An 11816-nucleotide genomic window follows, 5' to 3' on the forward strand; every position below is an offset into this window, starting at 1 on the left:
CGCGCAGATCACGTAGACCTCGATCTTGACCCGCGTCACTGCGACGCCGGTCAGCTCAGCCGCCTTCTCATTGCCGCCGATCGCAAACACATGGCGCCCGAAGCTGGTGTGATGCAGCACCAGCGCCATCAGCAGCCCCAGGACGATGAGATAGATGAACGGCATCGGCAGGCCGTACAGGTCGCCTTGCGTGAGCGCATAGAAGTAGCTTGCGTCCGGACCGCCCGGGAAACTGCCCTTCCCGTTCGAGATCACATAGCCGAGCCCGCGCACGATCGAGAGCATGCCGAGCGTGGTGACGAAGGGCGACAGACCCAGTATCGCGATGCAGACGCCATTGATGAGGCCGACGATCAGCGACACCGCGAGCCCGCACAGCACGGAGATCAGGAGGATCAGCCCGGGCACGTTGGCGACCACCGTCTTGCCGTCGGCGGCGAGGTGCACGAACCAGGACGCGAGCGGCTGGCCGGGCGTGGACAGCATCGTCATCACCATTGAGGTGACCATCGCGGCAAAGCACATCATCGAGCCGACCGAGAGGTCGATGCCGCCGGTGATGATCACGAAGGTGATGCCGAGGGTTGCGATCGCGATGAAGGAGAAGTTCTTCGCGATGTTCTGCAGGTTGCCCTCGGTGAAGAAATAGGGGCTCGCGAAATTCATCACCACGATGAGGATCAGCAGCGCCAAGGTGACATAGGCGGTCTGCGAGGCGAACACGCCCCGATGCCACCATTTGACGGGGCCGATATTGGTGAAGGAGATCTGGGCATCTGATGGCAAGGACATCACGCAGCCTCCTTGGCGCCGGTGATCAGCGCAGTGACTTCTTCAGGCGAGGTTTCAGCGATCGGCTTGTCCGCCCGCTTCTCACCGCGGCGCATGACAACGACGCGATCGCACACTGCGAAGATGTCGGGCATGCGGTGCGAGATCAGCATCACGGCGATGCCCTGCTCTTTCAACCGGTGGATCAGGCTCAGCACCTGCTCCACCTGCCGCACCGAGATCGCCGCGGTCGGCTCATCCATCATCACGAGCTTGGCGTTGGACAGCCGCGTGCGCGCGATCGCCACCGCCTGGCGCTGGCCGCCCGACATGTCCTTGACCAGGTCATTCGGCCGCGTCTCCGAGCGCAGCTCGCGGAACAGATCGAGCGCGCGCGCCTCCATCGCCTTGTGGTCGAGCAGCGCGAGCGGGCCGAAATTGCGCTTCAGCTCGCGGCCGAGAAACACGTTCGCCGCGGCGGTGAGATTATTGGCCAGCGCGAGATCCTGGTAGACGACCTCGATGCCGACGGCGCGGGAATCGATCGGGCGGTGAAAATGCACCAGCTTGCCGTCGAAATAGATCTCGCCCTGGCTCGGCGGAAAATTGCCGGCGATGATTCGCACCAAAGTCGATTTGCCGGCGCCATTGTCGCCCATCAGGCCGACGACCTCGCCGGGCCGTACCTCGAGGTCGACGCCGTGCAGCGCGCGAATCGCGCCGAACTGCTTGCCGATGCCCTTCAGCTCCAGGACCGGTTGCCCGGTCGCCGCCGTGTCCATGGCGGTCCTCCCACTCGGTTTGTTTGCGCAGCCGTTCGGCTGTCGTTGGTTGCGTCAGACGTAGCGGTTCACGACACTTTCCAGATATTCCTGCCGCCCCGAACGCGGCAGCGGATCAAGACCGGACGACGTCGCGCGATCAGCAAGCTCGGCGAGCGAGCGCTTGCCTGCCAGGATCGCCCGCCCCTCCTCACCCTCCCAGCCGGCATAACGCTCGGCCAGCGGCGTCGTCAGCGCACCGGCCTCGAGCATGTCGGATGCGGCCAGGAAGGCGCGCGCGCAGGCATCCATCGAGCCGGCATGGGCATGGATCAGATCATCCGGGTCGATTGATTGTCGCCTGATCTTGGCGTCGAAATTGAGCCCGCCGGTGGTGAAGCCGCCACCCTTGAGGATCTCGTGGAACACCAGCGCGAGTTCCGGCACGTTCATCGCGAACTGATCGGTGTCCCAGCCCAGGAGGTCGTCGCCACGGTTGATGTCGACCGAGCCGAACACGCCGAGCGCCTGCGCCAGTGCGATCTCGTGCTGGAACGAATGCCCGGCCAGGATGGCGTGGTTCTGCTCGACGTTGAGCTTGACGTCATTGAGCAGGTCATAGCGCTGCAGGAAGCCGTAGCAGGTCGCGACGTCGAAATCATACTGGTGCTTGGTCGGCTCCTTCGGCTTCGGCTCGATCAGGATCGGGCCCTTGAAGCCGATCTTGTGCTTGTGCTCGACGACGAGCGAAACGAAACGGCCGAGCTGGTCGAGTTCGCGCTTGAGGTCGGTGTTGAGCAGCGTCTCATAGCCCTCGCGGCCGCCCCACAGCACGTAGTTCTGCCCGCCCAACCGATGCGTGACCTCGAGCGCGGCGCGCACCTGGCCGGCGGCATAGGTGAAGACATCGGGGTCCGGATTGGTGGCGGCACCGGCCATGTAGCGGCGGTGCGAGAACAGATTGGCCGTGCCCCACAACAGCCGCACCTTGGCGGAGGCCATCTTCTGCTCGAACAGATCGGCGATGGCATTCAGATTGGCGACGGACTCCTTGAGCGTCGCGCCTTCGGGCGCGGCATCCACGTCATGGAAGGTGAAGAACGGGACGTCGAGCAGGCGGAACAACTCGAAGGCGACATCCGCCTTGGCGCGCGCCATCGCCATGGCATCGTCGCCATGCTGCCAGGGTCGCAAGAATGTCTCGCCGCCGAACGGATCGCTGCCCGGCCAGCAGAACGAATGCCAGTAGCAGACGGCGAAGCGCAGATGATCCTCAAGCCGTTTGCCTCTGACAACCCGGTCCTTGTCGTACCAGCGGAATGCCAGCGGACTGCGCGCATCCGCGCCGCCAAAGGTGACGGTCGCACCGGTCTTGAAGAATGGAGCTGAGACGGTCACGAGGCATACTCCTTCAAGGCAGGATAAAGCTTGCGCCATCGCGCATAAGCGTCGTCATAGGCGGCAACGAGCGGCGCGCGCGGCGCAAAGCTCGCAAGCCGCTGCGGCCGTCGGCAGACCGCAGCAGGATCGGCACCGGTCGCAGCCATCCGGCCGAGCCGTGCGGCACCGACCGCAGCGCCGACCTCGCCCTCCTCGACCCGGTGCACGACCACGCCGAGCACATCGGCTGCGATCTGGGCCCAGAGCGGCGAGCGCGAGCCGCCGCCGACGAGATCGAGCTCTTTGATCGGCTGCCCGCTGTCGCCGAGCGCGACCAGCATATCGCGCGCGGCAAAGGCGACGCCTTCGAGCACGGCCTGCACCAGGTCGTTACGCCCTGCCGCGCTGCGCAGGCCGACAAAGGCGCCGGCCGCGGTGGCGTCATTGTGCGGGGTGCGCTCGCCGTCGAGATAAGGCAGAAACTGCACTGCGCTCGGCCGGTCGACGGCTTGTCCGAGCGGCGCCAACAGATCGGCTTCGGGGCTGGCGAGAATGCGCGCGAGCCAGGCGAGCGAGGCGGCGGCCGACAGCATCACACCCATCTGGTGCCAGAGCCCGCCGAGCGCGTGGCAGAAGGCGTGCACGGCGGAAGCCGGCTGCGGCGCGAAGCGATTGGTGACGCGGAACAGTACGCCCGACGTGCCGAGCGAAAGGAACGCATCGCCTGGCGCGATCGCACCGAGCCCGATCGCGCTCGCCGCATTATCGCCGGCGCCGCCGGCAATCACGACGTTGGCGCCCATGCCCCAGCGCCGCGCGAGATCAGGAGACAGCACCGCGCTGGGCTCATTGCCTTCGACCAGCCGCGGCATGTGGGTCAGATCGAGGCCGGTCGCGGCGAGGATCGTCTCCGACCAGCGGCGGTGACCGACATCCAGCCAGAGCGTGCCGGCTGCGTCCGACATGTCCTCGACCATCTCGCCTGAAAGCCGGTAGCGCACATAGGCCTTCGGCAGCAGCACCTTCGCGATCTTGGCAAAGATCTCCGGCTCGTGATGCGCGACCCACACCAGCTTCGGCGCGGTGAAGCCGGGCATCGCGAGATTGCCGGCGATCGCATGCAGTTCGGGGCAGCGCCGCTCGAGCTCGGCACATTCGGCGTGCGAGCGGCCGTCGTTCCAGAGGATGGCCGGCCGCAGCGGATGACCGTCGGCGTCGAGCAAGGTCGCGCCGTGCATCTGGCCGGACAGTCCGATGCCGCGGACAGCGGCGGTCTCTCGCGGATGGGTACGTGCGAGATCATCGATCGCGCCGATCGCCGCGTGCACCCAATCGTGCGGAATTTGCTCGGACCACAGCGGCTTCGGATGCGACAGCGCAAGCGCCCGCGAGGCGGTCGCGACCAGCGCGCCTGCATCGTCTTCCAGTACGGCCTTCACGCCGGATGTGCCGACGTCCAATCCGAGATACACGCAACTCCTCCCACTCACCTCTCGCCGCAGTCGGCGATCTCTGTCGCCTTCGCGCAGCGGTGTCTCGTCTGCCCTGCCCGTGTCGCGCCACCGAAGCGGCGCGGGTCTCAACGATTCACGGCAGATTGTCCCGCATCACGATATCGATGCGGATGGTCTCCTGTTCGCTCAAGATCGGCTCGTTACGCACGAGCGCCAGCAACACGCGCACCGCAGCCCTCGCTTCATGGCCCGGGTTCTGCGAGATCGCGGCATCCATCGCGCCATTCAACAGCAGCCGGCGCGTCAGCACCGTCACATCATGGCCGACGAACACCACCTCATCAGCACGCCCGGACTCGGCCAGCGCCTTGGCCACGCCCGGCGTGCCGGCCCCGACATTATAGAGGCCGATCATATCGGGATACTCCTTCAGCAGCCTGGTCGTGAGGCGTTCTGAGAGCTCATCCTCATCATGTCCCTCAACAACAGGCAATACCTCAAGTTGTCGAAATTCCGATCCGATGACCTGGCTGAAGCCGAAGATGCGTTCCGCGTGGTCGCGTAGGGCCTGCGATCCCGCGACAATGGCGAGGCGGCCCTTGCGACCGCCGACAAAACGACCGACCAGCGCGCCGGCGGTGCGGCCAGCGGCGATGTTGTCGATCCCGACATAATGGTGGCGCCGCGACGACGGCACGTCCGACACCAGCGTGACCACCTTCACACCGGCATCGACGAGGTCGTTGATCGCCGCGCGCACGCTGGGATGATCTAACGCCACCACGGCGACGCCGTCGACCTGCCCGACCAGGCTTTCGAGCTTGGCCGCAAGGATGGTCGGATCGAATACGTCGGTGGCCATGGTGTCGATCGTCAGGCGTCGCGCCGCCATCCAGCCGGTCATCTCGCCGAGATGCGCCAGGATCTGCTGCATGAAAAGGTTGCCGCCCGACGGCATCACGAAGGCAAAGCGCCGGGCACGCGCGCGCGCCAGCTCAGAAGCCGCGGCATGGGGCTGAAAGGCGCTGCGCTCCATGGCGTCGCGCACGCGCCGCACCGTGTCGGGGCGAACGCCCGGCCGGTTGTGCAGCACGCGGTCGACCGTGGCCAGGCTGACGCCGGCCTGCCGCGCAATGTCCCGCAAGGTCAGCGGCGCGTTCATGCCTTCTTCCTCCGGTTGAGGACCTTAACCGGAAATCTGAGGTGCGCAACTCATTTTTGAGGTTCTTATGCCGAGCGACCGAGTTCTCCAAACGCAAAGGGCGCGATGGAAAACCATCGCGCCCTCTTACCGATCGACCTTCAGGCTTTTCGAGTGACTTTGTCCGCTGCTTACTGGGAGCAGCTGAAGCTGCTGGCAGCCTCGATCGGACCGGATGTGTAGTGCGGCCAGGCCGGCCAGCGACACAACGGCAGGCTGCGGGTGGTCGCGAAGTCCGGCGCCTCGATCTTTTGTTCGACCACCTTGAGATCATCGGGCGCCTTGCCGCTCTCGACCCAGTCGACCAGCAAGCTCAGCATGTCGATATTGGCCGGCGCACCGTTGCCGACATGATCGACACCCGGCGCGGTATAGAGCCGCGCAAACTCCGCGGTCTCGGCCTTTCCAAGCTTCTGCTCCACGCTTTCGAAATAGCGGATGCCCGCGTAAGGGCTTTGCGCATAGTCGGCCATGTGCTCGAGCATGATGAGCCTGCCGCCAAGCGCGCGGAAGCGGCTGAGATCGGGATTGGTCGAGTCCATCAGGTTGGAGACCTCGAGCAGCCGCGCCTTGTGCTCCTCAGGCTTGTAGGTGGTGACGTCGAGCTTCGGATCGCGCGCGAAGACATATTGAATGCCGCCGGCACCGTAGATCCAGGCAATGCCGTTCGCCGGCTGAGGCGGCTGCGTCGGCGCCGCCGTGCCAAGCCACCAGGCGATCCAACCGCCGGCCGATGCCGCGGGCGGCGTGTCTTCGCCCGACACGCCCCAGCCGGGGTAATCATCGAGGCCGTTGGCGAGCGGGAACGGAAACTTATAGGTCGAATGCAGCGTATCGATCGCCTTGATCTGCGCGTCGGTGAGGCAGGCATCCCCACTCTGCCCGGCCGCGCAGCGCAAGCTCTCCGGCTTGAAGCTCGCCTTGCAGGCGACGGGATTCTCGACGATGGCATCCTCGACACCATCGGCCTTGTCGCAGGCCTTGCGAACGGCCTCCGCTACGAGCTTGACCTGCGCCGGGCTGATCCAGCCCTCGCCCATGGTCACCAGCCCGCTGCGCGTGCCCGCATGCTGCAGGCCGGCCCAGTTGATCACGGGCACGCGCGCGAAGATGCCGTCGAAATCGTCCGGATAGCGCTGCGCCATGGTCAGCGCCTCGCGGCCGCCCTCCGATGAGCCCATGAAATACATTTTCGTGGGCCGCTTGCCGTAGGCGCGCTGCATCAGGTCGACTGCGGCGTCGCGCACCTTCTTGTAGGCGACGTGCGCGAAATTCTCGAAGGCTTCGTCGTTGAGCGCAAAGGTCTGCGGTGGCTCGCCCTGCTTGGCCTGATGGCCGGAATCGGTGCCGTAGGTGACGAAGCCCCGCGCCAGCGGCGACGACTGGTCGAACGGATAGGCCGGCGGCAGGCCGAGCCCGGTGATCAGCACGCCATTGAAGCCGCCGCCGCCATATTGCAACGAGCGCCCGTTCCAATCGACGGGCAGATTGACCTCGAACCTGATCGGCGGAGCATTGGGATCGCGGGGATCGATATGCCCGAGCACCTTGCAGAAGGCGGGATTGGCCGGCGCGACGCGCGCCGCGGGTGAGCCGGCCTTCTCGGCAACCGAAAGCATCGACGGCTCCTGAAGGGCCGCCTGGTCAATGCGCACCGGTGCTTGCGCCGAAGCAACCAGCCCGCTGCAGGTCGCCGCCGCGTCGCCGGCGAACGTGTCGGCGGCTGCGGGAGCCGCACCCGCAATTGTAATGAACAGCATCGCTGCTGTCCCGCACGCGCGCGGCGCCATTGGTCTCATGGTCATATCGCTTCCTTCCCTGTCGTCCCGTTGTCCGGGATCTCGGATCCGACGCGAGCTTAGCAGCTCGCAAGCTAGAATGGCAGGCCGACGTAGTTTTCCGCCAGCGAGCGCTGCGCCGCTTCGGACGAGAACAGATAACCGAGCTCAGTGTCCTGCAGCTTGTCGTCGTAAGCCAGCCGATCGGGGAAGCGGTGCAGCAGGGTCGTCATCCACCAGGAGAAGCGCTGCGCCTTCCAGATCCGGGCCAGCGCGCGCTGCGAATAGCCGTCGATGCCCTTGTCGTCGCCCTTTTTGTAGTGATCGACCAGCGCGTGATAGAGATAATAGATGTCGGAGGCGGCCGAGTTCAGCCCGCGCGCGCCGGTCGGCGGCACGATATGCGCGGCGTCGCCGGCGAGGAACAGCCGGCCATAGCGCATGGGCTCGGCGACAAAGCTGCGCAACGGCGCAATGCTCTTCTCGATCGATGGCCCCGTGATCAGCTTGGCCACGACCTCCGACGGCAGGCGGCGCTTGAGCTCCTCCCAGAACGCGTCATCGCTCCAATCCTCGACCTTATCGGTGAGCGGCACCTGGATGTAGTAGCGGCTCAACACCTGCGAACGCAGCGAGCACAGCGCGAAGCCGCGCTCGTGCTTGGCATAGATCAGCTCAGGCGACACCGGCTTGGTGCGCGACAGCACGCCGAGCCAGCCGAACGGATAGACCCGCTCGTATTCCTTCAGTCTGTCCTGCGGAATCGACCTGCGGCTGACGCCGTGGAAACCGTCGGCACCGATGATGTAGTCGCAGTCGACGCGGATGGTGTCGTCGCCGACCCGATAGGTCACGAACGGCTTGTCGGAAGCCATGTCGTGCGGCGTCACGTCGGCCGCATTGTGCACGACCTTGCCGCCAAGCCGGTCGCGCGCCTCGTAGAGGTCGCGGGTCAGCTCGGTCTGGCCATAGACCATCACGGAATTGCCGCCGGAATATTTGTGCAGGTCGACGCGATCGAGCACCCCGTCATGGGCGATGAAGAAGCCGTGGTGGATCTCACCTTCGCGGTCCATGCGCTCGCCGCATTGAGCCTCGCGCATCAGCTTGGCGAAGCCGTGCTCGAGCACGCCGGCGCGGATGCGCGACAGCACATGCTCGCGGCTGGACTTCTCCAGAATGATCGTATCGATGCCCTGCAGATGCAGGAGCTGTGACAGCATGAGGCCCGAAGGCCCACCGCCGATGATGCAGACTTGGACTTTCATGAGGCGTCTCTCCCGGATTCACGCGAGGCGGATTGTTGGGTTTGCTTCTCGGTCGCGGATTTTAGCAAGGAAAGCTCAGCGTCACTTGGATGGACGCGTCATTCTCTTGCACTTTTCCTACGCCTTGCCGCGATGCAAAAAGAACGGCGCGGCGGTATCCCGGCGCCGTCCCCGTCAGCCCCGAGTCGCCGTCACATCGTCGCCCACGCCCATCGCCTGCCGGTAGTCGCGTGGACTGGCCCCCGTGTGGCGCTTGAAGAAGCGGCAGAAATAAGCGGGGTCCTTGAAGCCAAGTTCGAACGCCAGCTTCGACACCGGCGCTGCAATATAGGTCAGCCGGCGGCAGGCTTCGCGCGCCAGCCGCGCATGCACGATGTCGAGCGCGGACTGGCCGGTCTCGGCGCGGGTCAGCCGGTTCAGCCGCTCCGGCGTCATGCCCAATTCGTCGGCATAGCGCGCCACCGGCCAGTGGTCGCGGTGATGCGCCTCGACCAACACGATGAAGCGGGTGAACAGCGCCGCATGACGGCTGCCGCGGGGCGCGCCCTTCGATTGCCGCGCGCTTTGCTGCGCCAGCCGCCATACGATCGAGCGTCCGAGCCAGTGCGGCACCGGCGAGGCCGCTGAATCGGCGGCGGCAAACTCATCGGCGAGATCGACAAACAGCGCGCCGATCCGGCGCGTTGCCGTGGCCTGGGAATCCAGATGGAGGATTTGCGGCGTCGCAAACAGATCCCGCAGCGCCTCACCAGTCGCCGGCACATCGCCCTCGACCACCGCACGCGGATTGAAGGTCAGCACGTAACCGTCGGTCTCGCGCGAGAAGCGGAAGGCGTGGACCACGCCGGGCGGGATCACCACGGCGACGGGACCGGTGCAGCGCTCGCGTCTTTCGTCCAAGGCGATCTCGGCCGGGCCGGATGCCACCCAGAGGATCTGGTGCAGGCCCTGATGGGTATGGGCCTCGATCTCCCAGCGGTATAGCCGGCTGCGCACCTGGATCGGCTCGATGTGCAGCATATCCGGCTGCGCGGCGGACGCCTCGCCATACAGCGCGAACGCGGGGATCGACGGCTTGGTGCGAAACCTCGGCATATCCCAGCTACATCAGAATGTCGGAAAAGTACAAGTGTTGACCGGCGTTCGTGTCTCACGCCGCTGCAATCCCTTCGGTAGGCTCAGTGAAAAGAACAACAACAATCACGCAACCCTTGGAGAGGAGCCCCGCAATGTTCGCCTTCGATCCCTATTCGCCTGCGGTCGATGCCGACCCGTTTCCGTTCTACAAGACGCTGCGCGACGAGCACCCCTGCTTCTGGAGCCAGCAGGCGCAGATGTGGGTCCTGTCGCGCTACGCCGACATCGTCTCGGCCGGGCAGAACTGGCAGACCTATTCGTCGGCCAAGGGCAACCTGATGACCGAGCTGCCCAACCGTGCGGGCGCGACGCTCGGCACCACCGATCCGCCGCGCCACGATCGCCTGCGCGGCCTGGTCCAATATGCCTTCATGAAGCGCAATCTGGAGAGCCTCGCCGGCCCGATCCGCGACATCGCCCGCACCACCGCCGGGGCGCTGCGCGGACAGGACCGCTTCGACTTCATCGAGGAGTTCTCGTCGAAATTCACCGTGCGCGTGCTGTTCGCGGCGCTCGGCCTGCCGCTGGGCGACGAGCAGACCGTGCGCGACAAGGCGGTGCTGATGGTGCAGAGCGATCCGGTCAGCCGCGCCAAGGGACCGCAACACATCGCGGCCTACAACTGGATGCAGGACTACGCGGCATCCGTGATCGCAGAGCGCCGCGCGCGGCCGCAGAACGATCTGATCTCGCATTTCAGCACGGCCGAGATCGACGGCGACAGGCTCGACGAGCGCGAGGTGCTGTTGACCACGACCACGCTGATCATGGCCGGCATCGAGTCCCTCGGCGGCTTCATGACCATGTTCGCGCTCAACCTTGCCGATCACCCCGACGCGCGCCGCGCGGTCGTTGCCAATCCCGAGCTGCTATCCGACGCGATCGAGGAATCGCTGCGCTTCAACACCTCGGCCCAACGCTTCCGCCGCTGCCTGCAGAAGGACATTACCCTGCACGGCCAGACCATGCGCGAGGGTGACTTCGTCTGCCTCGCCTACGGCTCCGGCAATCGCGACGAGCGGCAATATCCCAATCCTGATACCTACGACATCACCCGCAAGCCGCGCGGCCATCTCGGCTTCGGCGGCGGCGTGCATGCCTGTCTCGGTTCTGCGATCGCCAGGATCGCCATCAAGATCGCCTTCGACGAGCTGCACAAGGTCGTCCCAGATTACCGGCGCACGCAGGAGCAGCTGCCCTGGATGCCGTCATCGACATTCCGCAGTCCGATGTATCTCGAACTGGCGGTTCATTAGAGGGCGATTTGCTTCGATCAAATGCAGACGGAACGCAGCCTCTTGCGTCTCGGTCGGTGCGCTCCCTCGCCCCGCTCTTGTCCGCCGTAGCTCGAAGAGCGAAGGCGGATGCGGGGCCGCGACGAGCTTCGCTCGCGCTGAGAGGGTTGGGGTGAGGGGGACTCTCCACGCATCGAACTCGTGGAGAGTCCCCCTCACCCGGATTGCATCTGTCGATGCAATCCGACCTCTCCCCGCAAGCGGGGCGAGGCGGCGCCTATCACGCCGTAACGTGTGCGGCTCAAATAGCCCAGTGGACATCGGACCGCTGTTGGCGCGCGACATCGAAGCGAACCGACCTTACTTCAACAATCCGCTGAGACAGCAACACGAGAGCACCATGGTCAACATCATCTATGTCGAGCCCTCCGGTCACCGGAAGACGATCGACGTCGAGGACGGCTGGAGCCTGATGCAGGGCGCAATCGCCAATGGCGTCGACGGCATCGTCGGCGAATGCGGCGGCTCCTGCGCCTGCGGCACCTGCCATTGCTACGTCGAGGAGAGCCGCCTTGGCGACATCCCTCCTCCGGAAGCAGCCGAGGAAGACATGCTCGACACGGTCGCCGCGCAGCTCCGCCCGACCAGCCGCCTCGCCTGCCAGATCAAGACGACGGCTGGGTTGGCGGGCCTTGTGGTGATCCTGCCGGAGACACAGGGCTAGCGCGCAAGGCGCAATGAAGATGCCCTCGCACCAGCGAGCGTACTACCATCCTGATAGCGGATAGAAACGGAGGTCGCGCCGCGTGCTCGGTACACCTCTCCCTGTGG

10 protein-coding genes are annotated in these 11816 nt (G+C 65.4%); 2 read left to right on the forward strand and 8 right to left on the reverse strand.

The features are described from left to right. The 8 genes from BRAS3843_RS26785 to BRAS3843_RS26820 all read right to left on the reverse strand — a co-directional run. Positions 1-792, reverse strand: a 792-nt coding sequence (locus BRAS3843_RS26785; RefSeq protein WP_035982879.1) for an ABC transporter permease, incomplete at its 3' end; no start/stop codon positions are given. Then, entirely contained in the window at positions 792-1553 is a 762-nt protein-coding gene (locus BRAS3843_RS26790; protein WP_008972249.1) for an ATP-binding cassette domain-containing protein, read from the reverse strand. The genes BRAS3843_RS26790 and BRAS3843_RS26785, both read right to left, overlap by 1 nt. Before the next feature lie 54 nt (positions 1554-1607). Beyond that, positions 1608-2930 carry a xylose isomerase gene (gene xylA, locus BRAS3843_RS26795; protein ID WP_008972250.1) on the reverse strand — a complete coding sequence of 441 codons (1323 nt, stop codon included), beginning with the start codon at positions 2928-2930 and terminating at the stop codon, positions 1608-1610. Further along, complete coding sequence (gene xylB, locus BRAS3843_RS26800) at positions 2927-4384, reverse strand: xylulokinase (RefSeq protein WP_008972251.1); 1458 nt, start codon at positions 4382-4384, stop codon at positions 2927-2929. The genes xylA and xylB overlap by 4 nt, the downstream gene beginning before the upstream one ends. 115 nt (positions 4385-4499) lie before the next feature. Then, positions 4500-5528, reverse strand: coding sequence for a LacI family DNA-binding transcriptional regulator (locus tag BRAS3843_RS26805; protein ID WP_008972252.1), 1029 nt, complete (start codon positions 5526-5528; stop codon positions 4500-4502). A gap of 170 nt (positions 5529-5698) precedes the next feature. Beyond that, positions 5699-7327, reverse strand: a complete 1629-nt coding sequence (locus tag BRAS3843_RS26810; protein WP_008972254.1) for a tannase/feruloyl esterase family alpha/beta hydrolase — start codon at positions 7325-7327, stop codon at positions 5699-5701. A gap of 113 nt (positions 7328-7440) precedes the next feature. Further along, the gene (gene pobA, locus BRAS3843_RS26815; RefSeq protein WP_008972255.1) at positions 7441-8613 is read right to left on the reverse strand and encodes a 4-hydroxybenzoate 3-monooxygenase; all 1173 of its coding nucleotides are present in this window, start codon (positions 8611-8613) and stop codon (positions 7441-7443) included. A 174-nt stretch (positions 8614-8787) separates the two neighbouring features. Then, complete coding sequence (locus tag BRAS3843_RS26820; protein ID WP_008972256.1) at positions 8788-9708, reverse strand: helix-turn-helix domain-containing protein; 921 nt, start codon at positions 9706-9708, stop codon at positions 8788-8790. A gap of 134 nt (positions 9709-9842) precedes the next feature. On the opposite strand from BRAS3843_RS26820, the gene BRAS3843_RS26825 reads away from it, so the two are divergent. Both BRAS3843_RS26825 and BRAS3843_RS26830 read left to right on the forward strand, forming a co-directional pair. Continuing rightward, on the forward strand, positions 9843-11006 hold the full coding sequence (locus BRAS3843_RS26825) for a cytochrome P450 (protein WP_008972257.1): 1164 nt from the start codon (positions 9843-9845) through the stop codon (positions 11004-11006). Between the two features lie 292 nt (positions 11007-11298). Next, the gene (locus BRAS3843_RS26830; protein WP_008972258.1) at positions 11299-11709 is read left to right on the forward strand and encodes a 2Fe-2S iron-sulfur cluster-binding protein; all 411 of its coding nucleotides are present in this window, start codon (positions 11299-11301) and stop codon (positions 11707-11709) included. Positions 11710-11816 lie beyond the last annotated feature (107 nt).

This window comes from Bradyrhizobium sp. STM 3843 (genome assembly GCF_000239815.1).
GTDB lineage: Bacteria > Pseudomonadota > Alphaproteobacteria > Rhizobiales > Xanthobacteraceae > Bradyrhizobium.

Bases quoted from the DNA above. Each gene is read 5' to 3' on its own strand.
- pobA (WP_008972255.1), bottom strand. From the start codon at position 8,613: ATGAAAGTCCAAGTCTGCATCATCGGCGGTGGGCCTTCGGGCCTCATG.
- BRAS3843_RS26805 (WP_008972252.1), bottom strand. From the start codon at position 5,528: ATGAACGCGCCGCTGACCTTGCGGGACATTGCGCGGCAGGCCGGCGTC.
- BRAS3843_RS26810 (WP_008972254.1), bottom strand. From the start codon at position 7,327: ATGCTGTTCATTACAATTGCGGGTGCGGCTCCCGCAGCCGCCGACACG.
- BRAS3843_RS26820 (WP_008972256.1), bottom strand. From the start codon at position 9,708: ATGCCGAGGTTTCGCACCAAGCCGTCGATCCCCGCGTTCGCGCTGTAT.
- BRAS3843_RS26825 (WP_008972257.1), top strand. From the start codon at position 9,843: ATGTTCGCCTTCGATCCCTATTCGCCTGCGGTCGATGCCGACCCGTTT.
- BRAS3843_RS26790 (WP_008972249.1), bottom strand. From the start codon at position 1,553: ATGGACACGGCGGCGACCGGGCAACCGGTCCTGGAGCTGAAGGGCATC.